This is a genomic window from Parapedobacter brassicae (assembly GCF_051400755.1).
Lineage (GTDB): Bacteria > Bacteroidota > Bacteroidia > Sphingobacteriales > Sphingobacteriaceae > Parapedobacter.
Genome location: NZ_JBLFFL010000015.1, coordinates 1 through 18863 on the forward strand (window position 1 = coordinate 1; position 18863 = coordinate 18863).

An 18863-nucleotide genomic window follows, 5' to 3' on the forward strand; every position below is an offset into this window, starting at 1 on the left:
TAACATGTCACTTGGATATTCGAATTTATTATTTTTTATCCGGTTATCCAGTGACACAGTTTAAGTTACACTCTCATATTCCATGGTTATCGTCATTAGTTGTCAGGGACAATCTTTCCATCATAATGCGTTCATAACGCAGCGACTTACGCAACAACAGTAAGGTGGCTCGCGATAATTTTCAATATGCTTCCTGTGGAATTTAAAGTAATATTAAATATGAGTAGCTTTTTCCCTTCAATCATCCCCTTCCAACGCGAATAGAGATTTAATAAATCTTTGTCACTTTCGTCTGACAAAAAAGCATCAAAAACGGTCTCTTCAGCCACTACACCAAAATTCAAGTCCAGCCTAGCCCAATAAACTTCTTCAAAAATCAATTGTCTAATCCTTTCTCTATTCCCATCAACTTCAAATCGTATCGAATCATTTCGTCCTGGATCATCGCGATTAATAATTATATTTTTAATGACCATGTCATGCCAAGTAATGTCTTCAAAGTTCATCTTACTAATTATTTAATGGTTGTTCCCAAGGCCATCTTCTTACGTCAAAAATATGCTTGTTGTCGGTCCTTTTTTGTTTGCCGGGGTAGCGGGATCAATTCCAACTTTCTCTACAAATTTTCCGTTTTCGATTACACCGTAGCTCGAAGCTCTATATGGATTTTCAACATAGTTTTTCGGAATTTCTAATCCTTTGGGTAATGCGACTCCATCTTTAGTAACTGTATATACCCCCGCTTCAACTTGTTCCGCTTTATTTACAACATTCTGAGCCTTCGTCGACGTCGAGCTTACGTCATCTACCTGATTCGAGGCTTTTGATGGACTTACATTGGGTTTTATAACCTCGTTATGCGCGTGTAAAATTAATGTATAATCCCTGAAATTTTCTCCAAAGCTTGAAGATTACGTTGCAGATTACCCGTGGGCTGTCAAAAAATCTTTCTATAAGGCTGGGCCCGTCTTTGGCGCCAGGTGGATCATCTGGGCGCATCCCATCCGGATCGATGAAACGCATCGGGTTGTTGAAGGCAAGTTATATGGCGAATGCCTCCGCATCTGCTCCGCCAGCACCTAGCGCCGTAATCGTAAACTGGGGAGCCGACAGCGTGTCGTAGGCAGGTACTGCCCGAACTTCAGTGATACCGCGTTCCGCCAGCCCGGGGGTTGTAGCTGTAATTCACGATAATACTCCCACCTTAGCAAAACTGTCTATCAAGTCTTATTTATAGAATTCAGGATGCTTATTTTTCCAATAGTTTTCAAATCCAGCCATTCTTAATTCATAATTGTTATCGATAAAAAATCCATTTATCAAATCATAATTTTCGTAAATCACAGATGAAATGTGGTTTAATTGTTGTATATAACTTTCTTGAATATCTTTTTCCTTTGGAAAATATTCAGATTTAGGGATATCGCTATCACCTTGTTTCAAATATTCCAACAGATTAAAAAGATTTACCTCTTCATCAGGTCTATTTACCTTATATAATGATATATAAAATTCACGAAAGTACTTTTCTATTTTAATTACAAAAATATTAGAACCATACTCAATCATATATGATTGCCCTTCGCTCAATTCTCTTTTTTTCTGAAAGTCATATACTTCAATAAGTCTTTTAAAAAACTCATAGATATACTTTATAAAACTTTGTTCCATCTCTCAATTCTATTTTTTTATCATTCTGGAAAAATCATCAGTCCAAGAATAGCCATGCTTTTGCAAATACTTAATCTCTTGTGCAAGAACGGAGTTAGGGTCTATGAACCGGATTGGGTTGTTCGCAACATACACGTATGGTGAAATCTGATAGTATTTCTCCGCCAACGGATCCACACTTCCCCACCTTCCGATCACCGGGTCATAGAACCTTGCGCCGTAATCGTAGAGCCTACCACGGATTTTTCACGTTCTCGCCGTTTTCCTTACCGCGGGATTTTAGCCTGTTCAAAGAACGTTTACACACCAAAGATAATGTTTTTGCGGATTCACCAGCCACTTTTTTGGCTCCATGTATTTTCTGTGGCCAACCCCTTTGGATCAACCTTAACCTGCCCGCGTGGCGAGCGCCCACCGGAGGCACCTTTTCGATTGTTTCTGAGCCTGTGCTTTTAGGGTTAGCCGTCCGTCGCAGCAAAGGTAGCCCTCGAAGGTGGCCGCCGAAAGCGGCGTGTCACGCGTCATGGTAGGCAAGTATAAGCGTGGGGATGCCGTGCCATCGAGGCCGCAAAGAAGATGCAGGCAATATTGAAGTAACTAAAAAGCACGGCTCTTAGGACGGCCGTGCTTTTACTATTCAATGTACAACAAAAGTACTTTTTATCTATTCGACGTTCACTTTCCAAAGGCTAATGACATTCTTTGCTTGTTGAACAATCACCAACCACTTCGGGTCGTTTATAATCGCTTCGTCGTCTTCTCTTTCTTTATAGCCATTCAATAGATCACGTAATTTACGCATTTCATAAATGACATCAGACGAAATGCCTGACCGCTTTGCTCCGTTATCAATAAAGGCATCGAAATCATTATCGTCAAACAACCTGTTCATCAATTCGACAAATGAAGAAATCATCCCAGTGCTATTATCTTTATTCAGCCATAACTTTATCTGCAGCGAGATGTCAGATATCTCCAATATATCCTGATATATATTTTTAGTTATAATTTCCATTGGATTCCAAGCTAAAGTTTTGGCATTTTATTGATATCGAACTGCTTTAAAGGTATGTGCGCCGCAGGGTCTGTAGCGTTGCTTAACGCATTTCCATTGACATCATAGGCTACTCCGTTTTTCTTAAAAATAACATACGGTCCCCTTTGTGCTGCATTTGGGCTATTCGGATTACCGGGCATTTGCCTTATCGAACTGTGAGTGTTTGACGGATCTTGGAATATAACTCCTCCTCCTTTTTTGCTTGGTTTGGCAGTCCATCCCTTGGGCGGAGTGATCCCCCCAGACCTGAACATTCCCAGACTCCCATGAGCCCCAGCCAGTAAACCTGTAGTGACCAACACCGGATTCCCCCATTGCCCCTTTACCTCTTCCCATACAAAAGACTGGTATGACCTCGACCCAAACAGGTACTCAATCGAGGCTTCCCGTGATTTCTCCGAACTAAGGCCGAAATAACCGATTTGGTCCAACAGATCCTCGCTTATCGCTATGCCGAATTCCTCCCGCCAATTATCATTCCACCCGGGAGCATCGCGCGTCCTACGGTTCCACTTGGCATTCTCCAGAAACTCATCAAGTCTTGCCGATGGCACCACAACCACGTCATCCCGTCCATCATCCGTATTTAAAAGGGTTTCGCCCTGCTCATTGACATAACGGGTGTACCAGGCTCGCCCATCGGGGTCAATCCGGTTTATCGGGTTCCCACCAACGAAATCGTACGGGGTCAAATCGTAGTAATTCTCCGCCAGCGGATCCACGCTACCCCACCTACCGATCACCGGGTCATAGAACCGTGCGCCATAATCGTAATACCCCGAGCCGTCCTGAAGTTCCTTGCCGTTGTAAAGATAGCGATTTTTGGGCGATGAAGGCTCGATGTTCCCCGTGGGATGCTTGAGCCCGAACGGGTGGTAGTCCAGGCGCAGGTTGGCCGTTGCGGGGCTGTTGCCGGAAAAGCCCGAACGGCTGTTCCCCAGGTGGTCGCGCAGCACGTAGTCGTATACGCCCGAGGGCAGTATCCGCCCCTCCTCCATGTGGATCTGGTTCAGCGAGGTGCCCTCCCACTCGATCCCGTCGATGTAGTCCGTCGTAATGGTACCCACCACCGAGCGGAGCTTCCTCCCCGTGGCGTCGTACGTGTAGGTGGCCGCATTGGTTCCCCCGACCGTCCTGGGCAGGTTCAGCTCGTTGTAGGCCACCGCCCGGTTCTGCCGCCCGTCCAGCGTCATGTTCCCGTTGGCGTCATAGGTGTACGTCGCCGCGCCCCCCGTGACGGTCTGCAGCCGGTGGCCCTGCGCCGCCGTGTAGCCGTACGTCCATACCGCCCCCGCATCCCGCTTCAGCGTGGCGATGTTGCCGCTCCGGTCATACGTCACCGTCTCGCCAAGGCTCCCAGACAGGCCCGTCAGCAGCCGGTTCAGCCGGTCGTAGGTGTAGTTGTACTGCTGTGCCGTCGCACTCCCGTGCTGCCACTGCTGCCAGCGGATGTTGCCGTTGAACTGGGGAGCCGACAGTGTGTCGTAGCGCAGGTACTGCCTGAACTTCGGTGATACCGTGTTCCGCAGCCACCCCCGCGGGTTGTAGCTGTAATTCACCGTCTCGGCGAACGAGGTGCCGTCCGTGCTGTGCAGGCTCCTGGAGCGCAGCTGCCCGACTTCGTTGTAGGCATTCCTGGCGATGAGCGTACGCGTACCCGTGTTCAGCCGCTTCCAGGTATCCACCGGCCGCTCCCGGTGGTCGCGGGTGTGCTCGGTCCTGACCGTCGCCGACAGGCTCCCCGAGGCGTAATGCCGCCGTGTGCTGTTCAGCGCCTGCCCCGTGAAGCTGTATTCCGTGGCCACGTCGTCATAGTTGTTCGTCGCATAGCCCCCGCTGCCGCCCCTGTAGTGCTGCCTGATCTCCCGCACCGCGTTGCCCCGGTCATCGTAGTACACCGCGCTCCACAGGTACTGCGCCGTGCCCAGCACCTGCACCCGCGATACCGTCGGAAGCCCCCTGGTCATCGTGCTGTAGCCCGATGGCCGGTACACCGCCGGCAGCGCCGTGAAAGCCGCGATACTGTAGTCGTCGTAGAACTGCTCGGTCAGCACCGTCACGCCGCTGGTGGGCCAGGCCCGGTTCGTGTAGGCCGTGCCCGCCGTGTTGCGCTCCTCCCACTGGTTGCCGGCCGCCTGACCGTCCGCCTGCCCCTGCACCGTGGTGCGGTAGTCCGTACCAGCCGTGGCACCGTAGCTGTAAAAACCCGTCTGCACCACGCGCCCGTGCGCGTCGTACTTGGTCACCGTCCACTGCTGCGGCGATTTCATCCGCTGCACCGCATCCTGCGTGGCCACCGCCTGGTCCAGCTTGTTGTATACGATGTATTCCCGGCCCCTGCCCGGTAGCTGCTTCTCCACCAGCCGCCCGCGGCCGTCGTAGCGGTACTGGTAGCAGTAATTGGCCAGCACCGTTGCGCTGGGAACCGCCGTGCCGTCCGGGTTGAATTCCGTGCCCCGTCCCGGCGGGAGCACGAAGCACAGCAGGCCGAAATCGTCGTACACGTAGTATGTGCTCAGCACCTCGCTCCCGTTGTACGCCCGCTTCAGCACCACCCGGCCCTGCTTGTCCGTGTATTCCTCCACCGTGCCGCTGCGGCCGTCCGCGGAAACCCAGTTCTCGTCCCTGGTGACCGTCACGTAAAGCTCCCCCGCCGCATAGATGCCGTCCAGCGTCAGCGTGCGGGCTCCCGTCGAGGCGTTCACCGTCACCCCGTACCGCGCCACGCGCCTGCTGTTCGTGCCGAAGCCCGTCACCGCGTCGTTCACCGCACGGTCCGTCATCACCGTGCGGCCGCCCGTGGCCGTGCGCGTGCCCGGCTGCCACGCCGGCCCCGGGAAGCCCTGCTCCACCACCCGGTCCAGCGGGCTGGCCTCGTACCTCCGCTCACCGAACGAGGGCGTGAACGTGACGCCCGACACCGTCACCGCGCCTATCTGCACCACCCCGGCCGGGGGGCTGTTGTAGTAGGAAGCTTGGGCGGTCGCCGCGCCCGCCTTGAACGCACCCCCCGCCCCTGTGGCCGTCGCGTACGGCAGGTAATCCCGGTGCTGGCGCCCGAAGGCATCGTACTCCACGGGCGTCACCACGTCCCGCTGGTTCGGGGCGGCCTTCACCCCGACCTCCTGCACCGGACGGCCCAGCCCGTCGTAGTACGTGATGTCCCGCAGCGCCTCGGCGACCGTGGGTGCCGTCGGCGGCGTGTTCCCGTATCCCCGCAGGTATACCGTCTTCTGGATGTAATTCTGGTTCGCGCTCGCCGCATTGCCAAGCGCCGCCGCTGCAGGGGCGATCCAAGCACGGAAGTTGCCCGTGCTCTGGAAGCCCGGAGAGAGCGTCACCGTCGTAGGCGCCGTGTACTCCCCCGTGGCCCCGGGCTTGTTCAGCACCAGCTGGGCTGTAGCATCCTGCATACTTAGCAACAGGGTCAGCAACCCTGCTAAACATCCAACTATCGTTTTTATCGTCTTTGTGTTCATGGCTGATGGGGATTATTGATTAAGCATGCCCATTGATTTCTCGCTTGGGGAACCCACGTTAATGACATTTACATTATTGAATACTACATAGGTACCTGTAATCGCGGTCCGGGCTCCTACATATATCCGGCGACTAACGTTCGAACTGATGTTCTGAGCCGTTATGGTATAGATTCCTTCCGGCAATACCAGTGACGAGCTACCCGGAGGGCAGGTATAGCTTTTTATGTAGCCTGCACCATCATTGAAAGATACTCCGAAACTATCCGAGGTGGAATTCGAAAACGAGAAAGTCACACCCTGACGGCATGTGCCATTGGCATTGGCATAGGCTTGCCCGTTGGCATCGATTTCGGCCTCGGCCATTGCATCTGCCGCTGCCTGAGAAACCGGAGAATAATAACTTCCAGCTTCAACCCCATATCGCTCTTCGCTCGGTATTTGACCTGTAGCGCAGTTGTTTTTGGTGAAAATCCTGGAGGTACCAACATTGTAAAACCCACAAGTGCCATTGGCATTGGCATAGGCTTGCCCATTGGCATTGATTTCGGCCTGTGCCTTCGAATCTGCATCTGCTTGCGACGTGGTAGACATATATTTTCCCGCAGGAACGGTATACGTGACGCTCGACCCATTCACACCCGCAGAGCAATTATTCCTTGTAAAGGCTTGTTGTTTCAAAGTATTCCGGAAAAAACATACCCCATGCTGGTTGGCATAGTTCTGTCCATTAGCCTGTATATCGGCCTGGGCCTTAGCATCGGCATCAGCCTGCGATATCGTAGAGGAATATTTTTTCGCCGGCACCCGGTAGGTCACGCTAGTACCATTACCGCTCGTACAGTTTCCCTTAGTGAAACTCTGGCTTACATAACTATTAAAATATAGGCCTGACGACGTTCCGTCGCCATAATTATATTTGTAATTCGTGACCACGTTCCCATTATGATCCTTCACATTGGTCAATCGTTGATAGTTATCGTACTCATAATAGGTCGTCATGCCTTTGGCATCGGTCTGACTGGTCATGCCAACCAAAGGCTTGTAGGTAAACGTGGTAACCTGTATATCCCTTTGCGCTGCTGCTCTAAGAGGATTAAGGAAACTGTTTACCGTGTTTGGACTTGCCGGATTACTCGCCGAAAAAGCATTTACTGCCGTTGCGCCTCCCAATAACGCCTCTATTGTGTTATAAGCTGCATTTGACACCTTAGCCACGGGGTATTGTCCCTGATAGCCCCATATATAGCTCTCCCTGGGGCCGTTCTCCTTCGATACGCTAAGCAGATTACCGCGATTGTCATAGCCGTGAAAACGGGTCTTTGTTTCATAGGGAAGCGACCCTATTCTGGTTTGTATGGTCTGAGGGTAAATCCGGGGCACCGATGAGCCCCAGTTGAAATAATTTGTCTTCGTCGCGCTTACCAGTACATTGTCCTTTAATTGGATCTCCTCTACCGGATAATTCAGCATATTGACTGCCGAACTGACCATCTGTGATAGCACGGTGTTGCCCTGATAATCGAATGGATATTTAGTTTGCATACCGAGGCTTCCACCATCTGATGCACTGCTTGTAATAGCACTGATATATTGCCGTGTATTATAAGTATATGAGGTAGAAATTGTATGACTTGTACCATCTTCATTATAAACCGTTTGCAATGAGCTACTCAAAGACTTGTGACCGGCAGTAATTTGATATTTAGCAAAAGCATAGGGAAGATTAGTCGGGCTCCCGGTACGTAGTACAGCCCAAGGTTCTACAAATTTGCCGGAATAAACGAGATCAGGGTCAGCAGCGTGTTCCGTCTGGGGGAAAATATTAACGCGCTCAACATGCAGGCCATAGATTTTCTCCGTTATAGCTGTATTATAACTGTTTGCCGTTTCTCTCATCAACTGGTATGGAGCATTATTGCCTATATTCTTATATTCTTTCTGGCTGATCAGAGAAGACTTGTTCCAATAATTGTAATCCACAATATGCTGCCCACGAATCGTTAGTTCATTCCTGCTGTTTTGAAAACTTTGCGGGCTCCAAGGCAGATAATCATACGTATATTCCGTTTTGCCTGTATTGTCATCCGGTGTACCAAAATATTCGGTTACTGTCGTATAAATTACCGGCCTGGCGGCAAGCTCTTTTAATTGCGGAATGAAATCATCATAAAAAACCCGTTCACGATAAGTGGTGTTACCATAAGGATTAAAAGGGTTTATGTCATTATTTGGCATAAAATAGTAATAATGTGATTCTTTTGCCATCGTACTGATGTCCGGCACCAGGTCTATAGCGCCGTAGCCGTTTCCATCCGCTCCGTAGACGTAGGTGCGGTAGTTCGTCGTCCCGTTTCTATCATTGGTCTTGATCTGGTATATGCGAAGCCCAGGACCATTCTTCACCTGAGTAGATGAATAATGTTTATATCGGTTATGCTGATAAACAAACTCCGAACTACCTCCGGTAGGGTACGTGATCTTTTTCAGCATGCCCGATTGGAGCCCCGTCAGCGTTGGATTTCGATTGGCGGTGTGGCTCCCTATGCTATAATCGAGCGAAATATTTCCAGCCGTTACCCATTCCAGGTTGGTATATCTTGGAATCATTTCATTCTGCCCTGATGCATTATAATAGCCCCACCAATCACGGTGGTGAAGATCCAAAACACCCGCAGTCGCCGCTGTCGGATAATATTCAAAAGCATAATTTTCAACGCCCGTTCCTACATTGTCCTTAAAAACAATGCCATCGAGTTTAGTGGTAATGTTGCTTGAAGTTCCCGCAGAAGACGCATCCAACGTGGAGCGGTTAAACTGGATGTTCCTGACAACGTTATTACTTTTATCGAACACCTGAATAGTGGCAATTTTATCGCTGCCTGAAACAAGGTTAAAGACTACTTTGCCGTGCCTAAAATTAATCTGCTGTAACCTTGGAACAGAGTAAAAGTCATAATTAGTTGAAAATACCGAATTTTCACCTGTCAGATCATCATTGGTATCGCCCAAGGGAGGGGAAACCTTATCGATGGCGGTGATTGTCTGGCTGATATTTGTCCTTGTTTGATTGAACGAGGTGTAGGTAAACGAAATGGTATCAGCCTTATCCGCTGAAATGATTTTGGTCAGGCGGTATTCATTTTCAATGACAGACCCATCGTTTCCATTATAACGCCCCATGGGAATAAACTGATAAAAAACACCTTTATCATCCAGGACATTGATTCCGGCCAACATGCCGTAGGCACTGCCGCTCTCTCTGTAAACCGGGGTAATGACATAGGGCTTATAGGGAAGCAGAACCGGAGTCTTTACATCGTTTTCATCCTTGAAAATGAAATTTCCGCTGTTGCCGCCGAAATAATAGGAAAAAATATCATATTCGCTGTCTTTCCAATTGCTTTGGAACACTGCTAGGGGGTTAAGTTTATAGTGGGTGATCTGCTCCAAATAAATAATGTCATTCTGGTTTGAAAGTCCGTCTGTTGTAAAAGGATACGGAAATTTATATGCACCAAAGTCTGCCGAGCCCTTTACGGTCCTGGAAATCGTTCCACCCGCATTTAGCGTCCAGCCAAGTGATATGGCTCCGTCCCGATCATCTACCCTTCTGCCTGATGCGTGATAGCTCAGTTCAATAGGCACGCTTAAACTGCCGCTCTTAATCTCGTACAATGGTATATTTATTTGGGGCAGTCCTGTAGAATGATCCATAGGATAGGTCTGAAACCTAAAGAGCGAAACCGCTTCCGGGGATGGCAGGATGGTGCCCGGAAGTTCCTGTGCAGAACAATTTGTCGGGCTCAGGGCCTGACTGACAAACAGCAAAACATAGACCGTTGCCAATAACTTACCCGGTACCGTTAGTAAAACTAGACTTCTCATAAGTGATTATTTTTCATTGAGTTGTTGGGATAACTGATCAATTTTTTGATCCTGACGACTGATTTTCTTCTCCTGCTCAATCAAATGCAGCGTCAGCTCTTCTACCTTCTTCAGCAGCAGCAGATTCATCTCCGCCAGGTCCAGTCCGTCCTTTTCAATATCCGCCGCCGAAGGGATTTCCGGCAGGTGCTTATGCTCCTTTACGTAGGCCTCTACGTCGGCCAGTGCAGGCAGCTCATAATCCGGTTCAAAAACATAATCCGGCACGGAGATATCCGTCTTTACTTTCACTTCCTTAGCGAGGATGTTGCCGTTTACGGCGAGTTTAGCTTGCGGTGTGGCGGTGCCGATGCCGACGTTGCCTGCATCTATAGTAAGGTAGGTAACGGAGCCCGTTCCCCAAGATTGAATATTATGATAAGGGTCCCTTTCCCACCACGTCTTGGTATTCACGGCAGGTGTTAAGAACGAGACATCTACAGCAATGCCATCGTGGAGTCTTGCCGTATACCAGTTGTCCCCATTAGCATCCCTCAAAAGCCAGCTGAAGTTTTTAAACGAGTTGTAAGTGGGTCCAGATAAAACTCCGATCTGCAGAAAGTCACCTTTTGTGGCGCCCAAAGTTTGAGCTAAGCTTATCGACGTCGTAAATAAGCACATTATTACGACAAATAGTAAACGGCTTTTAATAGTCTTCATGTTTATATTTTTTAGTTGAATCCGGCGCGTATGCGTTACTCTTTACTTTCCATTTTCATTATTCTTTCTTCCAGAAGTTTCAATGATGCAAGCATCTTACTCTCATTTTTTTCCTGCTTAATCAAATGCAACGTCAGCTCCTCTACCTTCTTCAGCAGTAGGAGATTCATCTCCCCTAGGTCCAGTCCATCCTTTTCAATATCCGCAGCCGAGGGAATCTCCGGCAGGTGTTTATGCTCTTTTACGTAGGCTTCGATGTCAGCGAGGGTAGGCAGTTCATAATCCGGCTCGAACACGTAGTCCGGCACGGATATATCTGTCTTCACTTTCACTTCCTTGGCCAGGATGTTGCCGTTTACGGCGAGTTTCGCTTGGGGTGTGGCGGTGCCGATGCCGACATTGCCCATCAAAACACTGTTTTCAGTGGATCGGACATACAACGCTTGCTGCAATGTAGTTCCATAATGGTTGACATAATCATCTTCAATCGTCTTGATATTGTAAGCGGCACTACCATTGGAAGTGGTATAGGGCAACGGATTTTGAACACCGTCATACACTTGCGGGTCAACGGCAGCGTTTGCACTGTAATGATAGGTGGTTCCTCCGCCCCTCAGCCATATCACGATTCTTCTATCGCTGTTGGCTGCAGTTGCGTCCGCCCAGCCCCCAACGAATTTCCGTCCGTCAATACTGGTGCTTCCCCTGAATGAGGCGAGGTGGGCGTTGATGAAATTGGCTTGGTGTCCCCAGTTGTTCGTATGATATTCAAAGGTACTGATTAGTGCGCCCCTCCATTGGCTGTCGGTATGCGTTGCCGAACGGCCAATATGCAATTCCGTTTGTTTATTGGCGGTCCATGCGCCATCATGCCAAGACACTGGATAATACGTGTTAAAGTCCCCGCCGACAATGATGCTCCCCGATTGTTGCGCGGCGGCGATGAAGGGAGATAAAGAGACTAAGAATAGGATAAAGGGTGTTTTGATGGTTAATTTCATTTTTGTTCAGGTGATTGTTGTGCCTCCAGTTTATTAATCCGTTGATCTTGTTTGATGATATGCAGCGTCAGCTCCTCCACCTTCTTCAGCAGCAGCAGATTCATCGCCGCCAGGTCCAGCCCGTCCTTTTCAATATCCGCAGCCGAGGGGATTTCCGGTAGGTGCTTGTTTTTTTTGACATATGCCTCGATCTCGGCCAGCTCAAGCAATTCGTAATCCGGCTCAAACACGTAGTCCGGCACGGAGATGTCATTCTTCACTTTCACTTCCTTGGCCAGGATGCCGCCATTTACCGCGAGTTTGGCTTGAGGGGTCGTTGTACCGATGCCGATATTTCCGGAAGGTTGAAATACCATATAAGGATTCGAATAGATCGGACCGATATAGGAATAAAACTCGGAAGACTGCCCATCAGTGTAGCTTCCGTAAGTTCCCAGTGTAATGAAGGGTTGGCTGTTATCTTCGTTGGCGACTTTAAATCCCCTTGTCCATGCTCCCGTTCCTGGAAAATTTGCCTTTATGGTGACACCAAAGGCGGGTGAAGCCAAGCCGATCAGAATATTCGGGTCCTGACCGAATACTAAGTTTGATTTAAGACAAAAAAATGTGACGGTTAAAACGATTAGCTGTTTCATATCGATATTCTATTGATTATTGGTTAGATTTTTCGGCCTTCATCATATCCAGCTCTTTCCGTATTGTGATCAGATGCAGCGTCAGCTCTTCCACTTTTTCCAGCAACTTGCGGTTCATTTCAGCCAGGGCCACCCCATCGGCTTCCACATTGCTGGCCGTCGGGATACCGGGCAGGTGACCGTTCTCTTTAATATAGGCTTCAAGTTCAGGCAGGGGCGTAAGTGGATAATCCGCGTTGAATACATAATCCGGCCAATTTGCCATTTCCACCTTGATTTCCTTGGCCCGGATGTTGCCGTTTACGGATAGCCGCTCTGCCGGCGTGGCCGTGCCGATGCCCACGTTTCCTGCGGCATTATATTTGACCATAAGACCATCATACACTTGTGCTCCTTCGGGAAGAAGATAGAACAATTCTGAAAGTTGCAGGAAGCCATGAACAGAACCTGTGCCGGGGAAACCTTCATAGAAGGTAAACCGTAGCTTGGAGAAGACTCCTTGAGGCATCGCGACCATGTAATGACGATCTCCATAGTTGGTGGCCTCCGATACGTCAACCCAGGTATTGGCATCCAAATAAGTGTTATACGCCTCAATCTTGAAATGTGATGGAAACAAATACCTGCTGCTCCACCCCACCCACGCACCCGCTTGGGTATGATACCCTGCCGAGGACGGCAAATTTTCGATCAAAATTACCAAAGGAGATGACGGCGAGATAGCTGACGAAGTCTGCGCAATCTGCATTGACCCATCAAAAAGCGGAGCTGATACTATTGCAGGCCCCTGCATGGTCACCTGATACCGTTGATCGGCAAAAAACAAAATATTCTTTTCCAAGCTCCCTGTTGATCTATTCGATGGGATAATCACGGATGAGGTCTGCGCAATTAAGTAAGTTTGGAAGGGTATTTGAAATAAAAAGATCAGGCAAAGGATTGGATTAAATTTCAACGATTTCATCTTCTTTTATTGATTATTAGTAAATTCTTTGCTGTCCTGATTATTGGCGTCTTTCGCTTCGATCAGTGCCAATCGCTCCACCAATACCTCACGTGCTTTGCGTTCCGCTATTAAATACAGCGTCAGCTCCTCCACCTTCTTCAGCAGCAATAGATTCATCGCCGCTAGGTCCAGCCCATCCTTTTCGATATCCGCAGCCGAAGGGATTTCCGGCAGGTGTTTGTGTTCTTTTACGTAGGCTTCGATGTCGGCCAGCGGGGGCAATTCGTAGTCGGGTTCAAACACATAATCCGGCACGGAGATGTCGTTCTTCACTTTCACCTCGGTGGCCAGGATATTGCCGTTTACTGCCAGTTTTGCTTGGGGCGTGGTAGTACCGATGCCGACATTGCCGTTCGCATCGGTTCTGACCAGCAAACCGTCATATGCCGATGTTGCTTCGGGATGAATAAAAAAAAGTTCGGTCAATTGCATCAATCCGTTCGTTCCGGATGCGGTGTAGAAAGTAAATCGAAGCTTTGTAAATGCGCCAGCAGGCATCTTATCCATGTAATGTAGTTGCGTATTCCCGGAAACATTACACACCTCTATCCATTGGTTCGCACCATTATAGGTATTGTATCCCTCTATTTTGAATTGCAGCGGTCTCCATATACGGGTACTCCAACCAACCCACGCCCCCTGCTGGGTATGATGTCCTGGCAGTCCTTCAATAAGAATCACCAGCGGAGCCGCAACTGTGGGTGCCGCATCCGTCTGCTGAGGCGAAAATCTGCCATCAAATAAGCTCCCCATATTGATGCCGGGCCCTTGGCTTGTCACTTGATAACGCTGATTAGCGTAAAACAATAGATTTTTTTCTAGGCTTCCCGTCGATGTATTGGAGGGAATAATGACTGACGAGGTCTGTCCATGCAGTGGTGTCTGCATCACCAGCAGTAGTAGGAAAACGATACCGGTACTTACATTGAGTTTCATATGATCTATCGGTTAATTTTTCTTGTGGGCGTACAATAACACAGCATCACGATAAAATCATCGCCTACCACACACAAAAAGCCTGAAAATCGCACTGCTGATTTCTTCGGTTTAGGCTGTTTGTTTCCCGGTTATCCTAATGGTTGATGTTTCGTCCCTGTTTTTTCCGTTGCTTACATAACAAAGATAGCTGTCGTCATTGTTCTTTCATATGGCTAATCAGCCAGTTTTAAAAAAATAATATTGCGTTAATATACTTGTAATGTTACATGAATAATCCCGGATTTCAAAATGAAAAAATGCTATTCCCCGGATCAGAAATTAAAAAGCAGCGGATAGATTTCCTCAATAGCCGTTTTGCCATTGGCAAATAGTTCGAAGGCATTTTCCGCCAGGCTTTTGATGCCCATTTCCGTCAGGTTCTCCTGGATATCATGTTCATTCCGCTTGATTTTGCCGACCAGTGCCTGATCAACGGGGATAATCTCATACACCGCGGCACGACCACGGTATCCCGTATGGTGGCACTGGTCGCACCCCTTGGCTAGGTAATGGCTGCTGACCGGCTTGTAGGGCATAAAGTTGCGGGGGTATAATGATACATCGAAGGGTTGCTCCTCCTTGCAGGCGGGGCAGAGCAGCCGCACCAGCCGCTGGGCCACGGTGGTGTTCAGCGTGTTGGCCAGCAGGAATGGCGGGATGCCCATATCAATCAGCCGCGATACCGTCCCCCAGGCCGAATTGGTGTGGATAGTGGATAGCACCAAGTGTCCCGTGAGTGAGGCCCTGATGGCCATCGCGGCCGTTTCCACGTCCCGTATCTCCCCCACCATGATGATATCCGGATCCTGGCGCAGGAACGTGCGCAGGGCCGAGGCGAACGTTAGGCCGATGCTCTCCTTGAGCTGCACCTGGTTAATGCCTTCCAGGGTATACTCAATGGGATCTTCGATGGTCAGGATGTTGCGGGTCTCCTTATTCAGCAGCTTGAGCGTCGCATAAAGTGTGGTCGTTTTGCCCGACCCTGTAGGGCCGCTGATCAGCACCATGCCGTTGGGGCGCTGCACGCCTTCGAGGTAGTGGCGCAGGTCCTGCTCAGAAAAACCCAGTGTATCCAGCGAAATATTAGTGGCGTCGTTGTTCAGTAACCGGAGCACTACCTTCTCCCCGTGCAGCGTAGGCAAGATGGATACCCGGATATCGAATTTATACTGCCCGTTATCGAAGTTGATCCGTCCATCCTGCGGCAGGCGTTTTTCAGCGATATCCAAGCCTGAGAGGATCTTGATTTTATTGATGACCGCCGGATAGTCCTTCTTTTCCAGGCGGTACCGCTCAATCATCAGTCCATCGATGCGGATACGCACGCGGCAGCGGTCCTCATAGACCTCCAGGTGGATGTCGCTGCTCTTCAGTCGGCGCGCTTCGCCGATCAGGTCCGAAAGAAAATCAGATGATTCACCCAGATACGATCCGCTGCCGGTGTCCTGCCGCTCCACATCTTCCCGTAGGTAATGCTTGTTCAGGTATTTGGTGACGGCGGCCTGGGGAAGACTTTTCATCTCCACATCCATGCCGATGAGCATTTCCAGCTCCTCCCTCATCTGTTGCAGGTCCATTTCACGGTCGGTATAGCACAGCAGGTGGCCGTTCATCCGTTGCGGAATGATGCGGTAATGCCAGGCCTGCTGGGCACTCACCAGTTTCAGGTCGGCAAGGTCTATGTGAAGCTCCTCCATGAGGTACGTTGCAAGCTATTGAATAAACTGCATAATATCGATATCCGTGTGTAACCGCTTACCGCGATGCGCATAATCTGCCAGCAACACCATGGCCAGCAACACCGCCTGCCCGCCCGCCAGTGGAACATGTTTCGTCCGGAAGCCCATCGCCATGGTCACCAACGCCGCCAGCAGCACGATGATCAGGCTCGCCACATAGAACAGCACGAAATTGACCGTTGAAAAGCAACAGGCCAACACGGCAAAACAAGCAAGGTCTCCCCATCCTATCCATTGCTCCCCATGCATCAGCCATTTCCGCGTACGCCAATACATCACCAGATTCAGCAGCGCCAATTGCCCCGCAACGATAATCAGGTTGGCGACCAGTACATACAGCGAAAACACCCCAAGGTCAACCGCGTGGGCAACAGCCAGCACGCACAGCAGCGGGAACAACCACGCGTATACCGCCCGATCCCTGAAATCCTGCCACGCGATCACCGCAAGCCCAGCCACCACTGCTATCCACAGGTACATGCCATCAATCCTTGGTCACCTCCCGGAGGTTCTTGTCCTGGTCGATCTCCCACACATTGTAGGTCCCGTTTCCGTTGAAATCCACCACGGCGGTAGCCCGGGCCACGAAATCGCTGGTGCCCGCATGCACCACTTCAACACGGTAATTCGCCTGGCCCCCATCCGTCACCAGCTTCTCCTGCTCAAAGCCAATATCCGCAAGCTCCTCGCTGTACGTCGAGCGCTCGTAAAACTGATTTTTCTGCAAGGTATACACATGCTGCAGCTGCCCTTTGGCCTCCGTACTTTTGGCTTTCGTGATCAGCGGCATCAGGTTTGGCAGCGCCAGCAGGATGATGATCCCAATGATCACCAGTACCACCAGTACTTCCGTGAGTGAGAATGATCGGAGCTTCTTGCGCGTCCAAAACAGGTTCGGTCTTTTCATAGCGTTTAAGTTCAATACCTGACTATAATGATAGCGTAAAGTTATATGGAATATGTCGGTTTTACAAGGGCTGCATTGGGTATTTTTATGTTGGTTCAATTGGTCATCAGCTGTTCCAATCGCGCTATACGTTTATCCCTTACTTGCTCTCGAACCAGGCTTTCTTGCAGTTGCTTCTCCTTCTCAATCAAATGCAGCGTCAGCTCCTCCACCTTCTTCAGCAGCAGCAGGTTCATCTCCGCCAGGTCCAGGCCATCACGCGCCACATCAGCAGCCGAGGGGACTTCTGGCAGGTGTTTGTGTTCTTTCACGTAGGTTTCGATTTCTTCCAGGGTAGGCAACTCATAATCCGGCTCAAACACGTAGTCCGGCACGGAGATGTCAGTCTTCACTTTCACCTCTTTGGCTAGGATGGTGCCGTTTACCGCAAGCTTGGCCTGGGGAGTGGTAGTGCCGATGCCAAGCCTCCCATCGCTCAGCATGGTCATATAAGGAGTAGAATAACTCTGCCAAACGAACAAGGGTCTATTAATCACTGCGCCGGTATTCAGCCGCGCATCGAAGGCCACCACGGCATTGTTGCCATTATCCATAGTCCCATCACCAATACTTCCCAAAACCATCAATGCAAAGCGATTATCGGACACTTTCGTTCCCTTTATCACCGGCCCGAATTGCCCGTCAACGCCGGTAGCATTTTCGATGGATAAAAAATCGTCCGACGCATCGGAAACGCTTATCTTTAACAGCTTTTCGGCTCCCGCTTCTGCTACTTTCCTTAATTCTAAGAGGGTTGTGGGAGCATTGGTCCCTATGCCCACATTCCCGCTCGCCGGGAGCGCGTTGCTCTGTGCCCAGGAGAGCATGGCGGTCGTCGAAAAAATGAGTGCGATTACAATCGGTTTTATGATCATGATTTTGATGTTTGTTCAATATTTGTTTCCCTCCAAGCATATGCAACTGACGCATGGCACCGCTGAACGGAATGCACCTGCTGCCCGCACACGATCCCTTCTCACCTACAAAAGCCAGTTAATCGATCTGTTGATTATTCTCCGGTTTAGGCTATTGTTTTTCCATTGTAATGTTACGAATTGGGCGGATCATTTCCAAGATAATTTTTTGTTATTTTATGTAACATCAATGACTTCCCTTGCTCCGAAAGGATAAGCATAGAAGCGCTTCTTTAGGTTTATTTTCTTGTCTTCTAACGGCAAATCCATGTCTGGTACCAAAAGACTCGTTATGACAAACCGCTGCCCATTTTTTAATCGAATAACAGAATAATTATAATTATCCCAAGGCATCCATTGATACATTACACCGGAAAGTGCAAACGATTTATTGCGCTCGACCGATTCTATGTCATCAAAATTAAAGCCGTATTCCTTTCCTCTTATCCGGATTGTTATGTGATGTTCCGAAGGGTTGTAGTAGAATATACGCCCTTCGTTTAGCCAATAATAGGTCAGATGAATGATCAACTGAGGTATGAAGAATATCAGAAATGCAAAAAAGCAAATTAAATTATACAGCCTCATATCCTGTATACCAAATCGATATTTTAAATAATAGGTAAGTCCGTAAAAGCACACTGCATAAATCAAAATAGACCATCCATTCTTCATATGATTAGCGAGGGATATCTTATAAGTATGTATCATCTTATCTTATTGAATTCAACCAACTATTCATTAACGTCCGGTAAAATTGATCAAAACTTGAAGGTAGTGTAACGTGAACTGTGTCATCCGGATCAACCTATTCCTAAACGCTATTTTGATCCAGCCTTAGCCTTTCACC

Annotated in this window: 17 protein-coding genes; all 17 read right to left on the reverse strand. The window is 49.2% G+C overall.

Features of this window, described 5'->3' with window-relative positions; all coding sequences use genetic code 11:
• Nucleotides 1-146 precede the first annotated feature (146 nt).
• Nucleotides 147-506 carry a hypothetical protein gene (locus ACMGDE_RS19625; RefSeq protein WP_436834540.1) on the reverse strand — a complete coding sequence of 120 codons (360 nt, stop codon included), beginning with the start codon at nucleotides 504-506 and terminating at the stop codon, nucleotides 147-149.
• 721 nt (nucleotides 507-1227) lie between these two features.
• Nucleotides 1228-1671 (reverse strand): hypothetical protein, encoded by a 444-nt coding sequence (locus tag ACMGDE_RS19630; protein WP_436834541.1) that lies wholly within the window; start codon nucleotides 1669-1671, stop codon nucleotides 1228-1230.
• A 9-nt stretch (nucleotides 1672-1680) separates the two neighbouring features.
• Complete coding sequence (locus ACMGDE_RS19635; protein WP_436834556.1) at nucleotides 1681-1914, reverse strand: RHS repeat-associated core domain-containing protein; 234 nt, start codon at nucleotides 1912-1914, stop codon at nucleotides 1681-1683.
• Nucleotides 1915-2058: 144 nt separating this feature from the next.
• Entirely contained in the window at nucleotides 2059-2196 is a 138-nt protein-coding gene (locus ACMGDE_RS19640; RefSeq protein ID WP_436834542.1) for a hypothetical protein, read from the reverse strand.
• Between the two features lie 139 nt (nucleotides 2197-2335).
• Nucleotides 2336-2686 carry a hypothetical protein gene (locus ACMGDE_RS19645; RefSeq protein ID WP_436834543.1) on the reverse strand — a complete coding sequence of 117 codons (351 nt, stop codon included), beginning with the start codon at nucleotides 2684-2686 and terminating at the stop codon, nucleotides 2336-2338.
• Between the two features lie 11 nt (nucleotides 2687-2697).
• Complete coding sequence (locus ACMGDE_RS19650; protein ID WP_436834544.1) at nucleotides 2698-6207, reverse strand: DUF6443 domain-containing protein; 3510 nt, start codon at nucleotides 6205-6207, stop codon at nucleotides 2698-2700.
• A 12-nt stretch (nucleotides 6208-6219) separates the two neighbouring features.
• Nucleotides 6220-10095 (reverse strand): DUF5977 domain-containing protein, encoded by a 3876-nt coding sequence (locus ACMGDE_RS19655; RefSeq protein ID WP_436834545.1) that lies wholly within the window; start codon nucleotides 10093-10095, stop codon nucleotides 6220-6222.
• 6 nt (nucleotides 10096-10101) lie between these two features.
• Entirely contained in the window at nucleotides 10102-10632 is a 531-nt protein-coding gene (locus ACMGDE_RS19660) for a hypothetical protein (protein WP_436834546.1), read from the reverse strand.
• A gap of 197 nt (nucleotides 10633-10829) precedes the next feature.
• The gene (locus ACMGDE_RS19665; protein ID WP_436834547.1) at nucleotides 10830-11795 is read right to left on the reverse strand and encodes a hypothetical protein; all 966 of its coding nucleotides are present in this window, start codon (nucleotides 11793-11795) and stop codon (nucleotides 10830-10832) included.
• Entirely contained in the window at nucleotides 11792-12430 is a 639-nt protein-coding gene (locus ACMGDE_RS19670) for a hypothetical protein (protein WP_436834548.1), read from the reverse strand. Before ACMGDE_RS19670 ends, ACMGDE_RS19665 begins: the two co-directional genes overlap by 4 nt.
• A gap of 16 nt (nucleotides 12431-12446) precedes the next feature.
• The gene (locus tag ACMGDE_RS19675) at nucleotides 12447-13271 is read right to left on the reverse strand and encodes a hypothetical protein (protein WP_436834549.1); all 825 of its coding nucleotides are present in this window, start codon (nucleotides 13269-13271) and stop codon (nucleotides 12447-12449) included.
• 129 nt (nucleotides 13272-13400) lie between these two features.
• Nucleotides 13401-14372 (reverse strand): hypothetical protein, encoded by a 972-nt coding sequence (locus ACMGDE_RS19680; RefSeq protein WP_436834550.1) that lies wholly within the window; start codon nucleotides 14370-14372, stop codon nucleotides 13401-13403.
• 314 nt (nucleotides 14373-14686) lie between these two features.
• Entirely contained in the window at nucleotides 14687-16111 is a 1425-nt protein-coding gene (locus ACMGDE_RS19685) for a GspE/PulE family protein (RefSeq protein ID WP_436834551.1), read from the reverse strand.
• 15 nt (nucleotides 16112-16126) lie between these two features.
• On the reverse strand, nucleotides 16127-16633 hold the full coding sequence (locus ACMGDE_RS19690) for a hypothetical protein (RefSeq protein ID WP_436834552.1): 507 nt from the start codon (nucleotides 16631-16633) through the stop codon (nucleotides 16127-16129).
• Nucleotides 16634-16637: 4 nt separating this feature from the next.
• Nucleotides 16638-17060: a prepilin-type N-terminal cleavage/methylation domain-containing protein gene (locus ACMGDE_RS19695; RefSeq protein ID WP_436834553.1), complete on the reverse strand. Its 423-nt coding sequence runs from the start codon at nucleotides 17058-17060 to the stop codon at nucleotides 16638-16640.
• Between the two features lie 95 nt (nucleotides 17061-17155).
• Complete coding sequence (locus ACMGDE_RS19700) at nucleotides 17156-17974, reverse strand: hypothetical protein (RefSeq protein WP_436834554.1); 819 nt, start codon at nucleotides 17972-17974, stop codon at nucleotides 17156-17158.
• 216 nt (nucleotides 17975-18190) lie between these two features.
• Nucleotides 18191-18724, reverse strand: coding sequence for a PH domain-containing protein (locus tag ACMGDE_RS19705; RefSeq protein WP_495911617.1), 534 nt, complete (start codon nucleotides 18722-18724; stop codon nucleotides 18191-18193).
• Between the last annotated feature and the right edge of the window lie 139 nt (nucleotides 18725-18863).

Coding starts and splice junctions, on each gene's coding strand:
- ACMGDE_RS19625 (WP_436834540.1), bottom strand. CDS start 506: ATGAACTTTGAAGACATTACTTGGCATGACATGGTCATTAAAAATATA.
- ACMGDE_RS19630 (WP_436834541.1), bottom strand. CDS start 1,671: ATGGAACAAAGTTTTATAAAGTATATCTATGAGTTTTTTAAAAGACTT.
- ACMGDE_RS19640 (WP_436834542.1), bottom strand. CDS start 2,196: ATGACGCGTGACACGCCGCTTTCGGCGGCCACCTTCGAGGGCTACCTT.
- ACMGDE_RS19645 (WP_436834543.1), bottom strand. CDS start 2,686: ATGGAAATTATAACTAAAAATATATATCAGGATATATTGGAGATATCT.
- ACMGDE_RS19650 (WP_436834544.1), bottom strand. CDS start 6,207: ATGAACACAAAGACGATAAAAACGATAGTTGGATGTTTAGCAGGGTTG.
- ACMGDE_RS19655 (WP_436834545.1), bottom strand. CDS start 10,095: ATGAGAAGTCTAGTTTTACTAACGGTACCGGGTAAGTTATTGGCAACG.
- ACMGDE_RS19665 (WP_436834547.1), bottom strand. CDS start 11,795: ATGAAATTAACCATCAAAACACCCTTTATCCTATTCTTAGTCTCTTTA.
- ACMGDE_RS19670 (WP_436834548.1), bottom strand. CDS start 12,430: ATGAAACAGCTAATCGTTTTAACCGTCACATTTTTTTGTCTTAAATCA.
- ACMGDE_RS19680 (WP_436834550.1), bottom strand. CDS start 14,372: ATGAAACTCAATGTAAGTACCGGTATCGTTTTCCTACTACTGCTGGTG.
- ACMGDE_RS19685 (WP_436834551.1), bottom strand. CDS start 16,111: ATGGAGGAGCTTCACATAGACCTTGCCGACCTGAAACTGGTGAGTGCC.
- ACMGDE_RS19690 (WP_436834552.1), bottom strand. CDS start 16,633: ATGTACCTGTGGATAGCAGTGGTGGCTGGGCTTGCGGTGATCGCGTGG.
- ACMGDE_RS19695 (WP_436834553.1), bottom strand. CDS start 17,060: ATGAAAAGACCGAACCTGTTTTGGACGCGCAAGAAGCTCCGATCATTC.
- ACMGDE_RS19700 (WP_436834554.1), bottom strand. CDS start 17,974: ATGATCATAAAACCGATTGTAATCGCACTCATTTTTTCGACGACCGCC.
- ACMGDE_RS19705 (WP_495911617.1), bottom strand. CDS start 18,724: ATGATACATACTTATAAGATATCCCTCGCTAATCATATGAAGAATGGA.